Origin of the sequence: Bradyrhizobium sp. LVM 105 (assembly GCF_003957705.1) — a bacterium.
In the GTDB taxonomy this organism is placed as follows: Bacteria; Pseudomonadota; Alphaproteobacteria; order Rhizobiales; family Xanthobacteraceae; genus Bradyrhizobium; species Bradyrhizobium frederickii.
Map to the genome: position 1 here is coordinate 164,919 of NZ_QZMV01000011.1, position 22,289 is coordinate 187,207.

At 62.8% G+C, this 22,289-nt stretch carries 19 protein-coding genes; 6 read left to right on the plus strand and 13 right to left on the minus strand.

Annotated features, from left to right (window positions below; genetic code table 11):
• Positions 1-4 precede the first annotated feature (4 nt).
• From D6B98_RS27035 to D6B98_RS27085, 10 genes are all read right to left on the minus strand, one after another.
• The gene (locus D6B98_RS27035) at positions 5-2,281 is read right to left on the minus strand and encodes an NADP-dependent malic enzyme (RefSeq protein ID WP_126260035.1); all 2,277 of its coding nucleotides are present in this window, start codon (positions 2,279-2,281) and stop codon (positions 5-7) included.
• A gap of 173 nt (positions 2,282-2,454) precedes the next feature.
• A complete protein-coding gene (locus D6B98_RS27040; RefSeq protein ID WP_126260037.1) occupies positions 2,455-2,802 on the minus strand; it encodes an acyl-CoA thioesterase in 348 nt (115 codons plus the stop codon).
• Between the two features lie 54 nt (positions 2,803-2,856).
• Positions 2,857-3,582: an acetoacetyl-CoA reductase gene (gene phbB, locus D6B98_RS27045; RefSeq protein WP_126260039.1), complete on the minus strand. Its 726-nt coding sequence runs from the start codon at positions 3,580-3,582 to the stop codon at positions 2,857-2,859.
• A 125-nt stretch (positions 3,583-3,707) separates the two neighbouring features.
• A complete protein-coding gene (locus D6B98_RS27050; protein ID WP_126260041.1) occupies positions 3,708-4,880 on the minus strand; it encodes an acetyl-CoA C-acetyltransferase in 1,173 nt (390 codons plus the stop codon).
• A gap of 48 nt (positions 4,881-4,928) precedes the next feature.
• Positions 4,929-6,299 (minus strand): dicarboxylate/amino acid:cation symporter, encoded by a 1,371-nt coding sequence (locus D6B98_RS27055; RefSeq protein WP_126260043.1) that lies wholly within the window; start codon positions 6,297-6,299, stop codon positions 4,929-4,931.
• A gap of 28 nt (positions 6,300-6,327) precedes the next feature.
• Complete coding sequence (locus D6B98_RS27060; protein WP_126260045.1) at positions 6,328-7,302, minus strand: TAXI family TRAP transporter solute-binding subunit; 975 nt, start codon at positions 7,300-7,302, stop codon at positions 6,328-6,330.
• A 24-nt stretch (positions 7,303-7,326) separates the two neighbouring features.
• Positions 7,327-9,072: a dihydrolipoyl dehydrogenase gene (lpdA, locus tag D6B98_RS27065; protein ID WP_126260047.1), complete on the minus strand. Its 1,746-nt coding sequence runs from the start codon at positions 9,070-9,072 to the stop codon at positions 7,327-7,329.
• 16 nt (positions 9,073-9,088) lie between these two features.
• Positions 9,089-10,654, minus strand: coding sequence for a dihydrolipoyllysine-residue acetyltransferase (locus tag D6B98_RS27070; RefSeq protein WP_126260049.1), 1,566 nt, complete (start codon positions 10,652-10,654; stop codon positions 9,089-9,091).
• Between the two features lie 24 nt (positions 10,655-10,678).
• Entirely contained in the window at positions 10,679-13,366 is a 2,688-nt protein-coding gene (aceE, locus tag D6B98_RS27075) for a pyruvate dehydrogenase (acetyl-transferring), homodimeric type (RefSeq protein ID WP_126260053.1), read from the minus strand.
• Between the two features lie 867 nt (positions 13,367-14,233).
• The gene (locus D6B98_RS27085; protein ID WP_126260054.1) at positions 14,234-14,917 is read right to left on the minus strand and encodes a TetR/AcrR family transcriptional regulator; all 684 of its coding nucleotides are present in this window, start codon (positions 14,915-14,917) and stop codon (positions 14,234-14,236) included.
• Between the two features lie 115 nt (positions 14,918-15,032).
• On the opposite strand from D6B98_RS27085, the gene D6B98_RS27090 reads away from it, so the two are divergent.
• The 5 genes from D6B98_RS27090 to D6B98_RS27110 all read left to right on the plus strand — a co-directional run bounded on the left by D6B98_RS27090 (position 15,033) and on the right by D6B98_RS27110 (position 18,024).
• Positions 15,033-15,929 (plus strand): NAD(P)/FAD-dependent oxidoreductase, encoded by an 897-nt coding sequence (locus D6B98_RS27090; RefSeq protein WP_126260153.1) that lies wholly within the window; start codon positions 15,033-15,035, stop codon positions 15,927-15,929.
• Between the two features lie 21 nt (positions 15,930-15,950).
• A complete protein-coding gene (locus D6B98_RS27095) occupies positions 15,951-16,424 on the plus strand; it encodes a methyltransferase family protein (RefSeq protein WP_126260056.1) in 474 nt (157 codons plus the stop codon).
• 144 nt (positions 16,425-16,568) lie between these two features.
• Entirely contained in the window at positions 16,569-17,027 is a 459-nt protein-coding gene (locus D6B98_RS27100) for a nuclear transport factor 2 family protein (RefSeq protein WP_126260058.1), read from the plus strand.
• A 311-nt stretch (positions 17,028-17,338) separates the two neighbouring features.
• Complete coding sequence (locus D6B98_RS27105) at positions 17,339-17,707, plus strand: rhodanese-like domain-containing protein (RefSeq protein WP_126260060.1); 369 nt, start codon at positions 17,339-17,341, stop codon at positions 17,705-17,707.
• A gap of 134 nt (positions 17,708-17,841) precedes the next feature.
• Positions 17,842-18,024: a hypothetical protein gene (locus D6B98_RS27110; RefSeq protein WP_126260154.1), complete on the plus strand. Its 183-nt coding sequence runs from the start codon at positions 17,842-17,844 to the stop codon at positions 18,022-18,024.
• Between the two features lie 18 nt (positions 18,025-18,042).
• On the opposite strand, the gene D6B98_RS27115 is transcribed toward D6B98_RS27110, so the two are convergent.
• Positions 18,043-18,255 (minus strand): hypothetical protein, encoded by a 213-nt coding sequence (locus D6B98_RS27115; RefSeq protein ID WP_126260062.1) that lies wholly within the window; start codon positions 18,253-18,255, stop codon positions 18,043-18,045.
• 452 nt (positions 18,256-18,707) lie between these two features.
• Here D6B98_RS27115 and D6B98_RS27120 point away from each other — a divergent pair, with 452 nt between their 5' ends.
• Positions 18,708-18,980, plus strand: a complete 273-nt coding sequence (locus tag D6B98_RS27120; protein WP_245481474.1) for a hypothetical protein — start codon at positions 18,708-18,710, stop codon at positions 18,978-18,980.
• 24 nt (positions 18,981-19,004) lie between these two features.
• Here the strand turns inward: D6B98_RS27120 and D6B98_RS40980 are convergent, their stop codons facing one another.
• The gene (locus tag D6B98_RS40980; RefSeq protein WP_245481475.1) at positions 19,005-20,576 is read right to left on the minus strand and encodes a putative bifunctional diguanylate cyclase/phosphodiesterase; all 1,572 of its coding nucleotides are present in this window, start codon (positions 20,574-20,576) and stop codon (positions 19,005-19,007) included.
• Positions 20,534-22,057 carry a PAS domain-containing protein gene (locus tag D6B98_RS40985; protein WP_245481476.1) on the minus strand — a complete coding sequence of 508 codons (1,524 nt, stop codon included), beginning with the start codon at positions 22,055-22,057 and terminating at the stop codon, positions 20,534-20,536. The genes D6B98_RS40980 and D6B98_RS40985 overlap by 43 nt, the downstream gene beginning before the upstream one ends.
• Positions 22,058-22,289: the final 232 nt, after the last annotated feature.

Here is a 22,289-nt window from a genome sequence, read left to right on the forward strand (position 1 = left end):
TGGGTCAGGCTCTATCGGAGACCGCGTCTGCGACCGCGACCGCCGCCATGTTCACGATACGCCGCACCGTGGAGGACGGCGTGAGAATGTGGGCAGGCTTGGCCGCTCCGAGCAGGATACCGCCCACCGTCAGTCCCTGGCCCGCCGCCATTCTGAGCAGATTGTAGGAGATGTTGGCGGCGTCGAGATTCGGCATCACCAGGACGTTCGCCGGTCCCTCGAATCCGGAATCGGGAAACTCGTGGTGGAGCACGGATGGCGACAGCGCGGCGTCCCCACGCATCTCGCCCTCGACCGCCAGATCGGGAGCCCGCCCGCGAATGATCGCCCGTGCCTCCCGCATCTTGCCGGCTTCCGCATCAGCGGAGCTACCGAAGCTCGAGTGCGACAACAACGCCACCCGGGGCGTGATGCCGAACCGCCTCACCTCCGCCGCCGCCAGCAAGGCGATGTCGGCGACCTGTTCGGCGGTCGGATTGAGGTGGCAATGAGTGTCGCAAATGAACAGCTGATGCTGCGGCAGAATCAACATCTGCATCACCGCGAGCGTCCGCGCATCGTCGCGGGTGCCGATCACGTTGCGAATGGCGGCCAGATGGTCCGATGTCCTGCCGATGACGCCGCACAGCATCGCGTCGCCGACGCCTCTTGCGAGCAGCAGCGAAGCCAGTACGGACGCATTGCTTCGGGTCTCCGAGAGCGCCAGGCCCGCCGATACGCCGTCGCGCTTTCTGCGCGAATGGTACACTTCAGCGCATTTGGAATAGATCTCCGCGTCATGGGGATCGATGATGTCGCAGTCCGTGCCCGGCCGCAGCCGGAGGCCAAACGCCTCGATCCGCTGTTCGATCGTCGACGGCCGGCCGATCAGCAAGGGCCTTGCAATCCTCTCGTCAACGACCACCTGCGCAGCGCGCAGCACGCGCTCATCCTCGCCTTCCGCCAGAAGCAGGGATTTTCCGCTTCCCTTCGCCACCGAGAAGACAGGCTGCATCGCGTTGCCGGATTGATAGACGAACCGGCTGAGCTGTTGGCGATAGGCTTCCATGTTCGCGATCGGACGCCTCGCGACGCCGCTGTCGGCCGCAGCCCTGGCTACGGCCGGCGCGACGACCTCGATGAGGCGCGGATCGAGCGGTTTGGGAATGAGATAATCCCGCCCGAAGCGGAGCTTTTCCCCCTTGTACGCGGCAGCCACCACCTCGGGCACTTCCGACATCGCCAGATCAGCCAGGGCCCGGACGGTTGCCCGCTTCATTTCTTCGTTGATCGTGGTCGCTCCGCAATCGAGAGCGCCCCTGAAGATGAACGGAAAGCACAGCACATTGTTGATCTGGTTCGGATAGTCCGAGCGTCCGGTCCCGATGATCGCATCGGGACGGGCCGCCAGCGCGTCTTCCGGCATGATTTCCGGGATCGGGTTGGCCATGGCGAAGATCAGGGGATCCCGCGCCATCTTCTTGACCATGTCGGTCGTCAGCACATTGCCGGCCGACAGGCCAAGAAAGATATCTGCGTCCCGAATGATGTCGTCCAGCTTTCGCGCGTCGGTTCTCACCGCATAGCGCGCCTTGTTGTCATCCATGCCCTCGGTGCGGCCCGCATAGACGACGCCTTTTGCGTCGGTCACGATAATGCGGTCATGCCGCAGGCCGAGGCTGACGATGAGATCAAGACATGCCAGCGCCGCCGCGCCGGCGCCGGAGCAGACGAGCTTCACCTCCGCAATGTCCTTCTTGACGAGCTTCAGGCCGTTGAGGATTGCAGCCGCGGCGATGATCGCGGTCCCGTGCTGGTCATCGTGAAAGACCGGAATCTTCATTCGCTCGCGGAGCTTCCGTTCGATGTAGAAGCATTCCGGCGCCTTGATGTCTTCCAGATTGATGCCGCCGAAGGTCGGCTCCATCCTGGCAATGGTTTCGATCAGCGCATCGGGGTCTTCCTCGGCAAGCTCGATGTCGAACACGTCAATGCCAGCGAACTTCTTGAACAAGCAGGCCTTGCCTTCCATGACCGGCTTGCCCGCGAGCGCGCCGATATTGCCAAGGCCGAGCACGGCCGTGCCGTTGGTGACGACAGCCACGAGATTGCTGCGCGCGGTCAGTTCATCGGCCTGCAACGGGTCCTTGGCGATAACCAGGCAAGGCTCCGCCACGCCGGGTGAGTACGCCAGCGACAGATCACGTTGCGTCGCCATCGCGGTGGTCGGCACCACGGAAATCTTTCCCGGCCTCGGCAGGCGATGATATTCGAGTGCGGCTTCCCTGAGATCCTGATCCATCGTATTCCCCGATTTGACGCTTCGGCTCGAGGGACAATGCGCCCCTCATTTGCTTCTTGTGCTCGACAACTTCAGGCGCTTCCGCCGCGGCCGCGCAGCGCCGCCATTCCTGAGCCCCTGTCGGCCTCGTTTATTGTCTTGCTGTCGGACATTTCGTTTCCTTCAATTGGTGACTATTGCCTGCCCTCCGCGGCCACGATTGGCGCGGGTCGGCCGTCGGCATCCAGTGCAACGAACGTAAAGATTCCTTCCGTCACTTTGACGCGTTCGCCCAGCCGCTTGCGCAATGCCCAGGCTTCCAGGCGGATTGCGACCGAGGTCCGCCCAACACGCTCGGGCGCCGCGTAGACACACAGGACGTCACCGACATGAACCGGCTTGATGAAATGCATCGCCTCGATCGCAACCGTTGCGACGCGGCTTTGCGCACGCTGCCCGGCATGAATGCCGCCGGCGATGTCCATCTGTGACAACACCCAGCCGCCGAAGATATCGCCGCTCGGATTCGCATCCGCGGGCATGGCGAGCGTCCGTGTCGTGAGGTCCCCTCGTGGCTGGATAGTAATCACTGTCGATCAGTCCATATGCTGGCCGCCATTGGCCGATATCGTCGATCCCGTTATGAAGCCGGCATCGTCCGATGCCAGGAACACGACGGCTCGCGCGATCTCGTGCGGTTCGCCCAGGCGGCCGACCGGGATCTGAGGCAGAATGTTCTTGGCTACGACCTCCGGGTTGATCGCCTTGACCATCTCGGTGGCGATATAGCCCGGGCAGATCGCATTGACGGTGATGCCAGAGCGGGCGCCCTCCTGGGCCAGCGCCTTCACGAAGCCGATGTCTCCCGCCTTGGCCGCCGAATAATTGACCTGGCCCATCTGGCCTTTCTGGCCGTTGATCGAGGAGATGCAGATCACGCGACCGAACTTGCGCTCGCGCATGCCTTCCCACACCGGCCGCGTCATGTTGAACAGCGAATTCAGGTTGGTGTTGATGACGCCGTACCATTGCTCCGGCGTCATCTTGTGGAACATTCCGTCCTTGGTGATCCCGGCGTTGTTGACCAGCACCTCCACCGGCCCCAGTTCGGCCTCGACCTGCTTCAGGCCCGCGACGCAGGCGTCGTAATTCGACACGTCCCATTTGTAGACGTTGATGCCCGTTTCCCTCTTGAACCTCGCCGCCGCCTCGTCATTGCCGGCGTAACCTGCCGCTACCTTGTAGCCCGCCGCCTTGAGCCCAATCGAAATCGCCTCACCTATGCCGCGCGTTCCGCCGGTAACCACTGCAACCCTGGACATGATTCCCCTCCTGATCCTGATCGGTTCATGTTGTATTCGCCGGCCCTTGCGAGCCTCGATCCTTCGCGGACGACTGATGCCGTCCGCGTTCGCATTTTTCGGAGCCGATAAAGCCGGCTGCTTGTCTAGCGCTCGACCGTCAGGGCGACCCCCATGCCGCCGCCAATGCACAGCGTCGCAAGGCCCCTCCTGGCGTGCCGCTTCTGCATCTCGAACAGCAGCGTCGTCAGAACCCGCGCACCGGATGCCCCGATGGGATGACCGATGGCGATAGCGCCGCCGTTCACGTTGACGATCGACGGATCCCAACCCATGTCCTTGTTGACGGCTATCGCCTGCGCCGCGAAGGCTTCATTGGCCTCGACGAGATCGAGATCCTCAACCTTCCAGCCGGCTTTCTCGAGCGCCTTGCGCGAAGCCGGGATCGGCCCCGACCCCATCACCGCCGGATCGACGCCCGCGGTCGCCCAGGAGACGATTCTCGCAAGCGGCGTGAGCCCGCGCTTCTTGGCTTCGTCCGCGCTCATCAGCACCAGCGCAGCCGCACCATCGTTCAGGCCGGAAGCGTTGCCGGCGGTCACCGAGCCTTCCTTGTTGAAGGCGGGCTTCAACTTGGCAAGCGCGTCCAGCGTCGTGCCGGCGCGGATGTACTCGTCCTGATCGACCACGACGTCGCCTTTTCGGGTCTTGACGGTGACGGGAACGATCTCGTCCTTGAACCTGCCGCCCTTCTGCGCGTCCTCGGCCTTGTTCTGCGAACTGGTGGCGAAAGCGTCCTGCTCTTGCCGGGTGATCTGCCACTTGGTGGCGATGTTCTCCGCCGTCACTCCCATGTGGTAGCCGTGGAACGCATCCAGCAAACCGTCTTTCAGCATGGAATCGACGAACTTGACGTCGCCCATCTTGGTGCCACCCCGCATGTGCGACAAATGCGGCGCCATCGACATCGACTCCATGCCTCCGGCGACGATGACCTTCGCGTCACCGTTGGCAATCTGCTGCAGTCCGAGTGCAACCGATCGCAGGCCCGAACCGCAAAGCTGGTTCATGCCCCACGCCGTCTTCTCCTGCGGAATGCCCGCCGCCATGGCGGCCTGCCGCGCCGGATTCTGCCCCTCTCCGCCGGAGAGCACCTGGCCCAGGATGACCTCGTCGACGTCACCGGGCGGGACCTTGGCGCGCTCGAGCGCCCCCTTGATCGCCACCGCGCCAAGCTCGTGGGCGGTCAGCGATCCGAATGCCCCGTTGAAAGAGCCAACCGGCGTTCGCGCGGCAGACACGATTACCACTTCAGTCATGATCAACTCCTGTTTAACGTTCCGCCTCAACCTCTACCGTTCTCATCATCAAGCGACGACTGGCCGAGGCGCACCTGCCTCGATCTCGTCATCTGCAATCTTCACGGACTCCGGATCGTCGGCTTCGACGTCGCTCTCCTGGTTCAAACGCCGATGGAGCATTCTCTCATCGAGCGCTCCCTCCCATTTGGCGACAACGACTGTGGCAACGCCGTTTCCTATGAGGTTGGTGAGCGCGCGCGCCTCCGACATGAAGCGGTCGATGCCAAGGATCAAGGCGATGCTCGCGACCGGAATCGTTCCGACGGATGCAAGAGTTGCGGCCAGAACGATGAAGCCGGACCCCGTCACACCGGCTGCGCCCTTGGATGTGAGGAGCAGGACGCCAATGATGCCGAGCTCTTGCCAGATCGACAGGGGGGTATTGGTCGCCTGCGCCAGGAAGATCGCGGCCATTGTCAGGTAAATACAGGTGCCGTCGAGATTGAACGAATAGCCGGTCGGAATGACCAAACCGACGACCGACTTTTCGCAGCCAAGATTCTCAGTCTTGGCGATCATGCGCGGCAACACCGATTCGGACGATGAAGTGCCAAGCACGATCAGAAGTTCTTCCTTGATGTAACGGATGAACTTGAAGATCGAGAATCCGCTAAGGGCAGCAACGGATCCGAGCACGACGAAGACGAACAACAAGCATGTTACGTAGAACGCCAACATGAAGTTTGCCAGCGAGACCAGGGTCGCCACGCCATACTTGCCGATCGTGAAAGCCATTGCACCGAACGCTCCGATCGGGGCAACTTTCATGATGTAGCCGACGATCTTGAAGTACACGTGGCTCACGACATCAATCAGCCGCAGCACGCCCTCTCCGTGCTGACCGAGAGCCTGCAACCCGAATGCAAACAGGATCGCGAAGAACAACACCTGCAAGATTTCGCCGTTGGCAAAAGCGCCGACGACCGTCGACGGGATGATGTCCATCAGAAACTGGACCGTGCCCTGCTCCTTCGCCTTTGCGGTAAAGGCCGCGATGGATTTCGTGTCAACGGTCGACGGATCGACGTTCATGCCGACGCCAGGCTTCCACAAATTGATTACTAAGAGTCCGATGATCAGGGCAGCCGTCGTTAGTACTTCGAAATAGATCAATGCCTTCAAACCAACGCGTCCGACCTTCTTCATGTCGCGCATGCTGGCAATGCCGTGCACAACCGTGAAGAAGATGATCGGGGCAATGATCATCTTGATGCACTTGATGAACGCGTCGCCGAGCGGCTTCATCTGCTCGCCGAGCTGAGGATGAAAATGGCCCAGCAGTATGCCGGCTGTGATTGCAGCCAAGACCTGCACATAGAGGTGCTGATACCACTTTACGGATCGGTGACCGTCTGTCGTTGCCGTTACTGTTGCCATGTCTTGTGTTCCTTCTAGAAGCTGTTTCTCAGTCCGAATGCGCAACACCGGGCGTAACCCTGCTGCGATACCAACTGACGGCGCCGCCATGTAAGGGAATGAAGTTGTTGCGCGTGATGTTCGAGGGGATTGTTTCCGCCGCCGCCGGGTGAAATTCGATCAGACGCTCGTTGTTGGCGAACACCGTGTCGACGATTGCTGTGACCAGATCGTCCGGCAGATCCTTGCGCGCAACGGCAAAATTGAACAGGCCGACGGTGTCGTAGCGGCGCCGCAGGGTGGGATACGTACCAGCGGCGACGACGGATGCGGAGAGTTCCGGCATGGCGAGGCGCAGTGTTGCGATCTCCTGCCGCGTGAGCGGGATGTAACGCACCTTCGCCTTTCGCTCGATATCGATGAGGAATGGAGCCGGTACGCCGGCGCCGACGGCGAGAGCATCGATGCTTCGCGCTACCGACTTCTCCGCCAGCACCGTCCAATCGCCGGAAACCAGGGTCGCCTCGATCTTCAGCGCCTTGAGGAATTCGGGAAAGTAGGCGGCGGTGGTACCGCCCTCGGGCCCGACGCCGATACGTTTGCCGGCGAAATCGGCAAGAGATTGAACTGGCGAGTCACCGAGCACCTGAAACTGAAACGGGGTATCATACATCGCAAACATGACGCGCATGTTCCGGTGTGGCCGCCCGCCCGTCCAGGCAGCGCTGGCGTTCCACGCTTGCAACGCCACGCCTTGTGTGACGAAGGCCAGCTGAATTTCACCGCTCTCGAGCAGCTTGATATTGTCCATCGGGCCGCCAGTCGGCCGCGCCACCACCGGAATGCCGAGTTCTCGCGTAAGCAGGCGAGCCAGCCCTTCGCCATAGACGTAGTAAGTGCCGCCTTCCGACGCGGTGCCGAGACTGAGCACCTGGGGCCAATGCGCCTCCGCCGCAGCCGCCAACCTAGACGGCAGCAGAACAAATGCGAGAAGCATCAGAATTCGCCACGCTCCTGAAACCATGACGGTCTCCCTTGTTCTTCAGCGTCACTTCTTCTGCGGCGGAAGATCCGTGCAGTGGCCCTCGAATACCTCGGCCGCCATCCCGATCGACTCGCCAAGCGTCGGATGCGGGTGAATCGTCTTGCCGATATCGGCAGGCTCGCAGCCCATTTCGATCGCAAGGCAGATCTCGCTGATGAGATCGCCGGCATGCGTGCCGACGATGCCGCCGCCGATGACGCGGTGCGTCGTCGTGTCGAACAGGAGCTTGGTGAAACCCTCGTCGCGGCCGTTGGCGATGGCGCGGCCGGAGGCCGCCCAGGGAAATACCGACTTGCCGAACTTGGTCCCCTCGGCCTTGCACTGATCCTCGGTCTTGCCGGCCCAGGCAACTTCGGGGTCGGTGTAGGCAACGGATGGAATCTGCCGAGCGTCGAAGTATGACTTTTCGCCATGCGCGGCTTCCGCCGCTACATGGCCTTCATGCACGGCCTTGTGCGCCAGCATCGGCTGGCCGACGATGTCTCCGATCGCGAAGATGTGCGGCACGTTGGTGCGCATCTGCTTGTCGACGTCGATGAAACCTCGCTCGCTCACCGCGATTCCGGCCTTTTCGGCGCCGATCTTCTTGCCATTCGGGCTGCGGCCGACCGACACCAGAACGAGGTCGTAGACCTGCGGCCCGGCAGGCGCCTGCTCGCCCTCGAAGCTCACCTCGATCCCGGCCTCGGTTGCTTTCGCGCCCGCCGTCCTGGTCTTCAGCATGACTTTCTCGAAGCGGCCCGCGTTCGCCTTCGCCCAGACCTTGACCAAATCGCGGTCGGCTCCCTGCATCAGACCGTCGAGCATCTCGACGACATCGATTCGCGCCCCCAGCGTCGAATAGACCGTCGCCATTTCGAGCCCGATGATGCCCCCCCCGATCACCAGCATGCGCTTGGGGATCGACTTCAGCTGCAGCGCGCCGGTTGAATCGACGATGCGCGAGTCCTCGGGCAGAAATGGCAGCTTCACGGCCTGGCTGCCGGCGGCGATAACGGCGTTGGCGAACTTGACTGTTTTCTTGCCGCCCGCCGCGACGACTTCGAGATGGTGCTGATCGAGAAAGGCGCCGACGCCGGTCAGAACTTCGACCTTGCGAGCCTTCGCCATGCCGGCAAGGCCGCCCGTCAGTTTCCTGATCACACCGTCCTTGAACGCGCGCAGCTTGCCAAGCTCGATCTGCGGCGGTCCGAAGGAAATGCCATGATCGGGAAGATGCCCGACCTCGTCGATCACTGACGCCGTATGCAGCAGCGCCTTGCTCGGAATACAGCCGACATTGAGACACACGCCGCCGAGCGTATCGTAACGCTCGACCAGCACCGTCTTCATGCCGAGATCGGCCGCGCGGAAGGCCGCCGAGTAACCGCCGGGACCGGCGCCCAGCACCACCATATCGCATTCGATATCAGCCTTGCCGGCATAGGATGCCGCGGCAGGCGCCACTGCCGGCGGCGCGGCCGCAGCCGGCTGCGATGCGGACGCGGACGCGAGCGCAGCAGCCCCCGCGGTGGCTTCCAGCATGAGAATGGTCGATCCTTCGCTTACCTTGTCGTCGACCTTGACCCGGATCTCCTTGACGACTCCGGCATGCGAGGACGGAATCTCCATCGACGCCTTGTCGGACTCGACCATGATAAGACTGGTGTCGACCGCGACGGTCTCGCCAGGCTTCACCATGACCTCGATCACGGCAACGTCCTTGAAATCACCGATGTCAGGAACTTTCACTTCGATCTGCTGAGTCATGCTGCTTCCCCCGATCTCAGAACAGCACGCGCCGCAAATCGGCGAGCACGTTAGCGAAATGGACATTGAAGCGGGCAGCCGCCGCGCCGTCGATGACACGGTGATCCCAAGAGAGCGACAGTGGCAGCGTCAGCCGCCAGTTGCCCGACTTGCCGTCTGACGAGTGCTGCTTCCAGTACCCCTTGCAGACGCCCATGATCGCAACTTCGGGCGCATTGATGATCGGCGTGAAGTAGATGCCGCCGATGCCGCCGAGCGAGGAGATCGAGAAGGTGCCGCCCTGCATCTGGTCGGGCTTGATCTTGCCCTCGCGGGCGAGCTTGGCGAGTGCATTCATCTCCTTGGCGATCTCCGGCACCGATTTCTTGTCGGCATCGCGGATCACCGGCACCATCAAGCCGTTCGGCGTGTCCGCGGCAAAGCCGATGTGCCAGTAGTTCTTGTAGACGAGCGTATCGCCATCGAGGCTGGCATTGAACTCCGGGAACTTCTGCAGCGTCGCGACGGCAGCCTTCACCATGAACGGCAGCAGCGAGAGCTTGACGCCGCTCTTCTCCAGCTCCTTGTTCATCTTGCCCCGGAACTGCTCGAGATCGGTGATGTCAGCCTCGTCGTGGGTCGTTACGTGCGGGATGACGACCCAGTTGCGATGAAGATTGGCGGCGGAAATCTTCTTGATGCGGCCGATCTCCTTGCGCTCGACCGGGCCATACTTGGCGAAATCGACCTTGGGCCAGGGCAGAAGGTCAATGCCGCCGACGCCGCCTCCACTTGCGGCCGCGGCCTGCGGCTTGGCTGGCGCCGCCCCGCCCTTGATGAAAGCCGCGACGTCCTCGCGCAGGATGCGGCCATGCTTGCCGGTGCCCTTGATCTTGCCGAGATCGGCACCCATTTCGCGCGCCAGCTTGCGCACGGCAGGACCGGCATAAGCGAGCGCAAAGGCTGCTTCGTCAGAGGCACCGGCCACCGCCGGTCCAGCGGCGGTGGCCGGCGAGGACACAGGCATCGGCGTGGGAGGCCCGCCGGCCTGCGCAGACGAATCCCCGGTGACAAGCGACAGGATGATCGAACCTTCGCTGACCTTGTCGCCGGTTTTCAGCTTGATTTCGCGCACCGTGCCCGAGAGCGGCGCTGGCACTTCCATCGTCGCCTTGTCCGATTCCAGCGCGATCAGGGGATCCTCCGCCTTCACACTGTCCCCGGGTTTCACAAAGATCTCGATGACCGGGACGTCCTTGAAGTCGCCGATGTCCGGGACGCGAACCTCGGCAACGCCCGCAGGCGCACTGACGGGTGACGGTGGCGCGCTGACAACAGGGCGCGCTTCGGCCTGTTCGGCGCCGGCAGCATCGAACTGCACGATCACAACGCCTTCGCTCACCTTGTCCCCGAGCTTGACGACCACCGACTCCACCACGCCGTCCCGCGGCGACGGCACCTCCATGGTCGCCTTGTCGGACTCCAGCGCGACCAGCGGATCCTCGGCCTTCACCTTGTCGCCCGGCTTGACGAATACCTCGATGACCGGGACGTCCTTGAAGTCACCGATGTCGGGAACCCTGATGTCGATCAGACCACTCATCGCTCTGTCCTCGGCTCCGCTGGCTCACACGGTCCAGGGCGCAGCACGCCCGGCGTCGATCTTGTATTTGGCGATGGCTTCGGCCACGACTGCCGGCTTGATCGCTCCGTCGTCGGCGAGCGCCTTGAGCGCAGCGAGGGCGACGTAGTGCCGGTCGACCTCGAAGAATTTTCGCAGCTTCACGCGATAATCGCTGCGGCCAAAGCCGTCCGTGCCGAGCACGACGTATCGACGCCCGGCCGCCTGCACATATTCCCGGATCTGATCGGAGTAGTTGCGCATGTAGTCGGTGGAGGCCACGACCGGCCCGGAGTGTCCCTCGAGCTGCGTTTCCACCCAGCTCTTGCGGCGCGGCTCGGTTGGATGCAGTAGGTTCCAGCGCTCCGACGCCATGCCGTCACGGCGCAGTTCGTTGAAGCTGGTCGCGCTCCAGACGTCGGCGGTGACGCCGAAATCCGCCTTGAGCAAATCGGCGGCCGCGACCACCTCGCGCAGGATCGTTCCCGAGCCGACAAGCTGGACGCGAAGGCCCTTCTTCAGCGTCTCGCCTCCGCTCTTCAGGAGATAGAGCCCCTTGAGGATTCCCTCCTCCGCCCCCTTGCCGGCATCGGCGAGCGAGGGATGCGGATAGTTCTCGTTCATCAGCGTGATGTAATAGTAGACATCCTCCTGCGCCTCGTACATGCGGCGCATGCCCTCGCGGACGATCGTCACGACCTCATAGGCAAAGGTCGGATCGTAGGAGATGCAGTTCGGGATCGTGCCGGCGAGGACGTGGCTGTGGCCGTCCTCGTGCTGCAGCCCTTCGCCGTTGAGCGTGGTACGCCCGGCGGTACCGCCGAGCAGGAACCCGCGGGCCCGCATGTCGCCGGCGAGCCAGGCGAGATCGCCGACGCGCTGTAGACCGAACATCGAATAGTAGATATAGAACGGAATCATCGGCACGTTGTTCGTGCTGTAGGACGTCGCGGCGACGATCCAGCTCGACATGGCGCCGCCTTCGTTGATGCCTTCCTGCAGAACCTGCCCGCTCTTGTCCTCGCGGTAGTACATCAGCTGATCGGCGTCCTGCGGCCGGTAGAGCTGGCCGACCGACGAATAGATGCCGAGCTGGCGGAACATGCCTTCCATTCCGAAGGTGCGTGATTCATCGGGAACGATCGGCACGATGTGCTTGCCAATCGCCTTGTCGCGAACGAGGGTGCCGAGCATCTGCACGAACGCCATCGTGGTCGAAATTTCGCGGTCGCCGGTAGCATCGAGCAACCGCTGGAATGTCGACAAGGGTGGAATTTGCAAGGACGCGGACTTGCGTCGGCGCTGCGGCAGGCTGCCGCCGAGCTTCTCGCGCTGTGCGCGGAAATATTTCATCTCGGGGCTGTCCTCCGGCAGACGGAGGAAAGGAACCTTCGCCAATTCCTCGTCGGCGACCGGCACCTGGAAGCGGTCGCGAAATCCGCGTAGCGCGTCCTGCGTCATCTTCTTGGCCTGATGCGCGATCATCTGGCCTTCGCCGGATTCGCCCATGCCGTACCCCTTGACGGTCTTGGGCAGGATCACGGTCGGCTGGCCTTTGTGGTTCACCGCCGCTGCATAGGCCGCAAAGACCTTTTCCGGATCGTGGCCGCCGCGCGCGAGCTTCCAGATCTCATCGTCGCTCATGTCGGCGACGAGTTGCTTCAATTCGTCGTACTTGCCGAAGAAGTGCTCGCGAATATAGGCGCCGCTCTTGCTCTTGAAATCCTGGTACTCGCCGTCAACGCACTCCTCCATGCGCTTTAGCAGCAAGCCGCTCTTGTCCTTCTCGAGCAGGCGATCCCAGCCCGAGCCCCACAGCACTTTGATGACGTTCCAGCCGGCACCGCGGAAAACGCTTTCCAGCTCCTGAACGATCTTGCCGTTGCCGCGGACGGGCCCATCGAGCCGCTGCAGGTTGCAGTTGATGACAAAGATCAGATTGTCGAGGTTTTCCCGACCGGCGAGCGAAATCGCGCCGAGCGACTCTGGTTCGTCCGTCTCGCCATCGCCCATGAAAGCCCAGACCTTGCGGTTGGACGTTTCAGCGAGCTTGTGGTTCTCAAGATATTTCAGAAACCGCGCCTGATAGATCGCCAACAGAGGCCCAAGTCCCATCGACACGGTCGGGAATTGCCAGAAGTCTGGCATCAGCCACGGGTGCGGATAGCTCGACAAGCCCTTGCCGCCGGTCTCCTGCCTGAAGCCGAGAAGCTGCTCCTCGCTGAGGCGCCCCTCGAGAAAGGCACGCGCGTAGATGCCGGGCGAACAGTGCCCCTGCACGAAGATCAGATCGCCGCCATGGGTGTCCGTCGGTGCGTGCCAGAAATGACCGAAGCCGATGTCGTAGAGCGTGGCGGCGGACTGGAAGCTCGCGATGTGGCCCCCGAGTTCCGAACTCTCCTTGTTGGCGCGCAGCACGATTGCCAGCGCATTCCAGCGGATGATTGAGCGCAGTCTGTGTTCGATGGCGCGGTCGCCCGGCAGGGCCGGCTGCTGTTCCACCGGGATCGTGTTGCAATAAGGCGTCGTCAATGTCTGCTGAATGCCAAGGCCGCCGCTGCGCGCGGCGCCGATCACCGCATTGACGACGTACTCGGCCCGCTCGTTGCCGCGGTGGCTGCGGACTGCCCACAAGGCATCGAGCCACTCCCGGGTTTCCTGCGGATCCAGATCATGCGCTTCCGCCACTGTCATTATTCTCTCCCTTGCATGCCAAGCCGAACTCAGGCGTCATTGGTCATCGCGCTCCGCCGTCGGGCGGAGCACGCCATGCCACGCAGGCGATATCGCCTGTCGCTCTAGGTGAAAGATTGAGTGCTGGCTGGCATCTGGACGTCCCCTCGTGTTGCTTGTTTAATCTTTTGCGGATTACTTAAGCAGCATTCGTGCCAGACCTCGGAAGGTCGGTCGCTCGAGCACATATCGTTCATTTTACTCAGGTTTGTCGGGCACCTCATCGCGGCCGCCGGCATGTTGCGTCCGACTTTGTCCGGAGCTTCAGAAAACTGTCCGGAGGTTCCGCCCGAAAGATCGGATCGGCCAACATGCGGCGCCCCAACCCGAGTCGCGCGTTGTTGACATTCCGCTTCGAAGAGAAAGGTCCAAAGCGCCATGCCGCCGGCGCAAGGATGTAGAGTCGAAGTGACATCCGAGCTGACTAACTTCGCCCGGATAGCGAATGTCCGCGACCGACGCGCTCTTGCATTTTCATCGCGTGCGTCAGCGCGAGCGCGCTTCTGCAGTTTCACGACGATGAATTCTCTGCGCCGTCATGTTCGTCTCTCGCACATCACGAGGTTGACCAAATGACCGTCATGCTCAATCCCTCGACAACGATCCGCGCGCGAAGATGCTGACCGGCGCGCCGCGTCACCCCGAGAAGGTAAACCGCCCCCGACACGCCGACGCGGCTGGGCGCGCGGGAATCATCGTGCGGACTGGTATCGCAACCGATAGTTCAACAAGCGTATTTTTCCGCGATCTTGTCGCCAATCGAAGCTCTTCAGCCTCCATGATTCTCAAACCGGTCTCGGTCGTTTTGACAACATCGGTCACGCACGTTCAAATTTTGTCTTTTGACCTTTGGGCAGGCAAACATCCGCCCGCGTGGTCGCCTCCACCGTGCCCGGCGATGAACATGGCGACGGCCGATCGGCAATAGGATTCGATTTCCTTGTCGTCCTCTGCTCTCGCCTGATCGAAGCGCGCGATCATCACGAGATCGGATCCTTTGAAAAGCGCGGCAAACAAGCGGGCGGACCGGTGAGGATCCGGCACGTTCAGAAGCGACTTCGCGTGCAACTGACGCAACAGGGCCTCGATCTGGCCGATGACATGGGCGGGACCGGCCTCGAAATGGAGCTTGCTTAGCGTCGTTTGATTGGTCTTGTCGGCCATGACCATGGCTTCGACACCGCGGACGTCCGGTCTGAGCAGCGTGCGAAGCAGCAATGATCCCACCGCCATGAGCTGATCTTCGACCGAACCGTCGTCGCCTTCAAGAAGGACCTGTGGTGCAAACAAAAGCTGGCAGCCGGCCGCGATGGCCGCGCCGAACAGCGCCTCCTTGTTCTCGAAGTGCCTGTAGATGCTGAGCTTGGATATCTTCGCGCGCCGGGCGACCTGGTCCAATGTCGTCGCTTGAAAACCCAATTCCACAAAGAGTTCACGCGCGGCGTCGACGATCGTTTGGCCAAGCGCCTCGTTGGCGGGCCGGCCGCGCCGGCCCTGGCTGTTTTTGGTCACGACAATTCCAGTACTTGACAGTATCCTAATTGTTGAATTACGATACCACGAAGTATCTGAAATGTGCAAGCCAATGGGTAGGTTTCAACCTGTCCTCCAAGCGGAGCCCATCACCATGGATGACGTCATCATCATCGGCGGCAGCTTTGCCGGTCTCGCCGGCGCCCTGCAACTCGGCCGTGCCCGCCGCAAGGTCACCGTTCTCGATACCGGCCTGCCGCGCAACCGCTTCGCCGGCCACTCGCATGGCCTGCTCGGCCACGATCACAAGCCGCCGCTGGACATCCTGGCCGAGGCGCGGCAGCAGCTGGCGCGTTATCCCACGATCAAGCTGGTCAGTGCCCGGGCCGAAAGTGTCTCCGGCGCCATCGACGATTTCTCCGTCCTCACTTCCGATGGCGACAGCTTTGGGGCGCGCCGTCTGATCCTGAGCTATGGCATCACCGATCAGATGCCTGATGTTCCGGGCTTTGCCGAAGGCTGGGGCACGTCCATCGTGCCTTGCCCCTATTGCGATGGCTTTGAAGTCGCCGGCCAGCATTGGGGCCTCGTCTGGTCCGGCCCGCAATCGCACAATCAGGTCAGGCTGTTCCGCGATTGGACCGACACGTTGACGCTCTTCGCCGATGGTCACGACATTCCGCCCGATATCCGGGCCGATCTGGCGCGACGCAACATACCTGTCGTCGATGGCCGGATCACTGGGATCGCCCAACGCGGGGCCCATAACGCCACCGTCAGGCTCGATACCGGCCCCGATGTCGCGGTCGACATCCTGTTCGCGCATCCGCGCAACAAGCCGTCCGCAAGCCTGCATGAATCACTGGGCCTCGCCACGGTCAAAACACCCCTCGGCATCATCCTCAAGGTCGACGAGCGCCGCGAAACCAGCATGCCCGGCATCTACGCCGCCGGCGACCTCGCCAATCCCATCACGCCGCCATCGGTCACCCTGGCATCGTCGCACGGCGCGATGGCGGGTATCTTCGCCCAGCAGTCGATGGTGGCTTGAAAGCACAGATTGGAGATGAGCATGGCCGTCGAACCGGACAGCGCGGGTGTGCGCTTCCCTCCGCCCTTCGTCTATCTGGGAGCGCTGCTGTTGGGGCTGGCGGCGGAGCGGTTCGTCCCCCTGCGCTCTTTCGGCATCGACTGGCGGTTGCTGGTCGCGACGGGCGCGCTGCTGTTCGTCGCCGGCGCGGCGATGATGCTTGCGGCGGCGGGGCTGTTCCGGCGGCTGGGCACCAACGTTCCGCCGTCGCAGCCAACGACCCTCATCGCAACGACCGGCCCTTATCGGTGGACCCGCAATCCCATGTATCTCGGCATGGCGCTTATCTATGCCGGCCTTGCGATCGGCTTCGACGGGCCGATCGCCTTCGCCTTGCTCCCGTTGGTGCTGATCGTAATCCAGACGCAGGTGATCGCCCGCGAGGAGCGCTATCTCGAAGCGAAGTTCGGCGACGACTACCGCCGCTACAAGGCCGAGGTTCGCCGATGGCTCTGACTATTGCGCCGCTGCCGTCTGCGTGGCCGCCCGTCAGCCAGCTTTCCCAACAGATCGCGTCGTTACCCGGAGCAGCTTTTCAGTATCTGGAAAGTATCCATCCGTCTTGCAGAGCCGTCGGCTATCCAACAACGGGGTGCATCAATGGTCTACAGTCTAATTGTCAAAAAAGAGATCCGCAGGAGCTTCGATCATGTCAACAACCAGCGTTGGGATGATGCTGCAAAGGGCCTAACGCCAAACGCGTATCACTGGGTTGCCGGAGATCATGCGTTGGGGGGTGAGCGACATGGAAAGCAATCGGTGAAGCAGTGGTTCGAGCGCATGGGCCGTGTTTTCCCGAAGTTGCACATAGACATTGAGCAGGTCGAGGTGACGGGTTGGCCATGGAGTACCACAGTGTTCGTCAAGTGGCGGGCCAACGCGAGGCTACTTGACGGCCAAAGCTCGTATGTGAACAGGGGCGTCCACGTCTTCAAGTTGCGATGGGGCAAGGTTTATTCGATTGAGGAATACTTCGACTCGCAGGCTGCAGAACGAAGCCTCGCTATCCAAGCTCGTGCCGGTTTGGATGAAGCTGCGGCTGGACCAATCGTGAGCTAACGCGGATCATTCGTGTGATGCCGCCATCAGCTTATCAGGTCGCCGACTGGAATGGCCAAAGCGGGGAGCGCTGGGTTTGCGTCGCTGGCGCGCACCCGTTTCGCACCAGAACGACTTCGCCGAAACACAGCAAACACGATCGAAATCGAACGAAAATGCAGCAAAATCAATAAATCCGAACCGCTGATTTTTGTGCACTATCGCCGTGATCCCTGCCGATCATTTCGCTCGCCACGCTCTCCTCCAACAGGACGAGGCGAGGCGCGCCCAATGTGCTATCCTCCGCCCGGAACCAGCACCGGAGACAACCCATGCCGACCAGCGTCAAGCAAATGCTCGAAGCCGCCAACGCGGCAGTGCCCAAGATCTCGTCGGACGAGGCCGCCGAGATGATCCGAAGCGGTAACACGCTGGTCGTTGATGTTCGCGACGCGCCGGAGGTCGCCGCCAGCGGCAAGATCGCAGGCGCCGTGAATGTCTCGCGCGGGATGCTGGAGTTTCGCGCGGATCCGGAGCTGCCCTCCCACGACAAGGCGTTCGACAAGGGCAAGACCGTCATTCTTTACTGCGCGTCCGGCGGCCGGTCGGCGCTGGCCGGCAAGTTGCTGAAGGATCTGGGCTACGACAAGGTCTACAACCTCGGCGGCTTCAAGGACTGGACGGGCGCCGTCGAGAAATAGCGAAGCAAGAGACACAGTTCCGGATCGTTGGGGCGGCCCGCTTCGGCCTGCCGATCGGCGCTTCATCCCGGTTGCAACAATCAGCCCTCGTTCGTGTTGTCTCAGATGACACAGCGAGGCGCGCCATGACCAAGATGACCGGCAAGGAAACCGAACTGACACCTGACGACTTCCCGCTCGAAGCCGACAAGGACAAGCTCAGGACTCACAAGGGCGAGCCGGTGGCCTCGGCCGAGTCGGACAAGATCGCCGATGAACTGGCCGAACGGCTCAACGAGCAGGCGCACCGGGAGGAGCAGGACCGCTGGTCGGCGTGAAGCGCCGGCGCGGTTGGATCAGGCGGAACGCGGCGTGGAGCCGGGCTGCGCGCCTGGCTCATTCAGCAGCCTGCCGGTGGTGCTGTTGACGAAATGCAACGACATGCAGGCCGGACACCTCACGGGCACATAGCTGTCCGCCGGCCCGGCCCCTTCGGGCCGTTCGTCGTCGAACCGATGCTGGACGTTCGTGCCGGTGCGCGGGCACCTGAAGAGGATCTGGCGCTGCATGCTTCTGTCATGCTCCGAAATCCCCGCCGGCGAAATTGCGGACGATCCCTTACGGGCCTTTCCCAGGTTTGCGATGGGTCAAGGCGAACCGCCTGCCCGCCGCTATGCTGTGTCTGGCATCGGGCGCGCTATCCGGTGCCGAACGAAGCGGAGCCCGGACTCCTAGGCACTCCGGGCGCCGCTTCGAAGACAGGGTGCAAGCGACCGCGCTCAGGGAGCCGGCTCCGCAAGGAGAGGCTTCGCCGGCAGGTTCGATGGAACGAAGGCCGGTACCGCGGGTTGGATGGCCCAGCCGTTGGAGGCCCAGCCCTGGACAGACCATGCAATCGGCCTCGGTGCCCCCTTGGAAACTCTCCTCGGAAGCCGGGGCTGATTGATTTCGCCCGGCCGGCCAAACCCGCCGCCGGCGACAGGCCACCATCGGGACCGCCTCGACCAGGAGAGCAGCCATGATGTCCGCCAACCTCGACGATCTCTCTGCGGCCGTGCGCTATGCGCTCGAGACGACGCGCGCGACCACGGTCTGCCCTTTCCACGGCGAGGTGATCATCCGCGTCGGCGACGACGCCGCCGAGAGCCATGCTTACGAACGCGCCAAGCGAATCCTGAAGAGCGACGGGATGCCGTTCGAGGCAGACGCCCTCAGGGACGAAATCGGCCAACAACTCGCGGGCGCCGCGGACGGTCGATGCCCGAAATGCGATCGGGCCGAGCCAGCCGGCTAAAGCGCGCCGCGCTGCCTCCGCCGTTCAGGAAGCCGCTCGCCTGGAGGCGCTCTTGCTTGGCCGGGAGGACACGAGGCTCCGCGGCCGCCCGATCAGATATCCCTGCATCTCGTCGCAGCCTTCCTGCATCAGCAGCGACATCTGTTTCTCCGTCTCGATGCCTTCGGCAAGGACCGGCACCCCGAGCCCGTGGGCGAGGCCGATCACGGCCCGGACGATGGCGAGCGAGCGATCGCTCTGGCCGAGCGAGGCGACAAAGGAGCGGTCGATCTTGATGCGGTCCAGTGGAAACGCTTCGAGATATGACAGCGACGAGTACCCCGTTCCGAAATCGTCGAGGGCGATCAGGATGCCGAGCGCCTTGAGCGACTGCATTGTCCGCTTGGCGCGCGGCATGTCCTCGATCAGGACGCCTTCGGTGATCTCGAGCTCGAGGCGCGCGGCCGGAAGCCCGCTGTCGCGCAGCGACCGGCGGACCTGCCGGTCGAGGTTTTCCCGGCGGAACTGGGCCGCCGAGACGTTGACGGCCACCCGCAGCGGCTGATCCCATGACGCCGCTTCCCTGCACGCCTCCTTCAGGACCCAATCATCGATCTGCGCGATGGAGCCGCTTCGCTCCGCGATCGGAATGAACTCGCCCGGCGGGATGATCCCGCGCACCGGATGCCGCCAGCGCACCAGTGCCTCGTAGGCCATCACCGTGCCATCGCGATACTGCTGCGGCTGGTACTCCAGATAGAGTTCGCCCCGCTCCACCGCGGCCAGCAAATCGTGCTCCAGCTCACGGCGATCGCGCAATTGCTGGTCCATCGCGCTGGTGAACAGACGAATGGCTCCCCTGCCCTCATGCTTGGCGCGATAGAGGGCAGCATCCGCGTTCGCCAGCAGTGCAACGGAATCGCCGGCATCTCTCGGATACAGCGCGACGCCGACGCAGAGATCGATCTTCAGGGCATGGCCGTCGACCTCGATCGGCTGCTCGAACTGGGCCCGCATCCTGGTGGCGAGCAGCTCCGCGGTTGCCGGCAGCGGCGCTTGATCGATGATGCCGATGAATTCGTCGCCGCCGACGCGCGCCACGTAGGATCCTTGCGAAACCTCCTGCAGGCGTCTTGCGGCCTCGCGCAGCACGGCGTCGCCGACGGCGTGACCGAAGCGGTCGTTGATCGCCTTGAAATGGTCGAGATCGATGCAGAGCACGGCGAAGGCGCTACCGGTGATCTCGGCGCGATCGATCGCGGCGGAGAGATGCTGGCCCAAGGCGGCCCTGTTGGGCAGCTCCGTGAGCGCGTCGTGACCGGCGAGATAGCTCACCCTCTGCTGTGCCCTGTTCCGTTCCGTCACGTCGAAGCCGACGCAGACATGGGCGGACCGCCCGTCATAGACCAGCGGCCGGGATTCGATCACGACCTCGATCACCTCGCCGTCGGCCGTCCTGTGCAACTCGCAGTCGCATTCGGCTGCCGCCTGTTGCTCCGCATAGGCGAGCTGATGCTCGGACATGGCGAGGAGATCCTGGCGGGAATAGCCGTAATGCCTGCACATCGCACCATTTACGGCGATGAGCCGACGCGTCTTCGCATCGACCACCCACATCGGAAGCGGGTTCTCTTCAAAGAGGAGGCGGAAGGAGGCTTCGCGGCGCTTGAGGTCGGTGATGTCGATCCGGACCCCGATGCTTCCTCCGTCGCTGGTGTGTCTTTCCTCGACGCGAACCCAGCGGTCACCCGCCAGATGCTGCTCGTGCGAGTGTTGGGGCAGCGCAGCGCATGGTGGGCGAGGCGCTCGGTGAGCCACTCCTCCTCCCGCCCCGCGGCGTCCGGATATTGTCCCCCGGCCAATCCGGTTCGAAGAATGGTTTCGAACGGCGTGCCGGCGGCAAGTGCGTCCCGGCTGGCCGCGTAGAACTCGGCGTATTGACGATTCCAGAGAACGAGATGGTCGTGCTTGTCGAAGACGGCAAGTCCTTCGGGAACCACGTCGAGCGCTTCGGTCAGATGGGTGTGCGCGGCGCGCGCGGCAGCTTCGGCCTGCTCGGCCGCGCTCTTGGCTTCCGCCAGCGCCCTCTCGGTGCGATGGCGCTCCGTGATGTCCTCGTGGGTTGCGACCCAGCCCTTATCCCCCATCGGGCGATGCCGGATCCGCACGATCCGCCCGTTGGTGAGCTCCACGGTCGTATCCGAGTTCTCGGCGCTCACCGGAGCGCTGTTGCGCCAGGCCAGATAATCCTGCTTCGACATCTTTGGGGCGCTGCCGGCCGAATAGCGGAGATCGACGATCTCGTTCAGCTTCATGCCCGGCCGGACCAGTTTCGGGTCGAGATCGTAGACCTCGAGATACTGCCGGTTGCAGACGATCAGGCGCTGATCGGCATCGAAGAAGCAGAGCCCCTGGGACATGTTGTTGAGCGCCCTGTCGAAGCGCTCCGCGAACGCGGTCGCGGTCTGCTCTGCGGCCCGGGCGCGATCGCCTTCCTCGGACAGCCGTCCGTGGGTCTCGACCAGCTTCACGAAGGAGCGGAAATTGGTGTTGATCATCCGGGCGAGCAGGACGAGCAGCGCCAGCAAATTGATCCCGACCGAGACCAGCATCCCATCGCCGGACAGCAGCAGGAGCGTCGCGATCGGTGCGCCGGCAATCAGCATCGTCAGCCGCGACGACGGCGGGAAGCTGCCGAGGCAGTAGGCAGTCCCGACGCAGCCCATGAAGAGCAGCAGGGAGACCGACACACGCAGACCGGGATCGACCACCATGAACAGCGCCAGGATCCAGATCACGAAGCTGGAGCTGAGCAACGCAGTGGCGAGACGCACCCTTACGAGCTCTCGGTAGGCCTCCTCGGCGGTGAAATCGACCTTCTTCAGCCGGAGCCACTGGGCCAGCCGAAACAGACAGGCCGCCAGGAGAGCGGCCGGCAAGGCAAATCGCAGCCATGCCGAGACCGTGCTCGGAAGAAGCAGCCCAACGCTGATACTGTTGACCAGAAGCGCGGCATAGAGAACCGGCACCTGCTTGCGGAGCACGCGGAACTGCTCGACGAGCAACGAGCGGCCGAGCGGATCGGTCGTATCGCCCACGGAGAAAGAAGCACGAAGTCGCGCGAAGAAGCCCATCAATGTCGCCCCAACCATGCGAAGGCTAGGGCAGAGACGCGAAGGACCCGTAAAGGCGCTTGGTGTCTTCGACCTTAACGCCGCTGCTGCAATTATCGGAGGAATGGGAATCGCCGCAGTTCCCAACCGGGAACAGGCCGAGCTTGGTCCTGATCATTGCTCTGGCACTCGCCATCGGCCGGTGTGGGCGGCGATG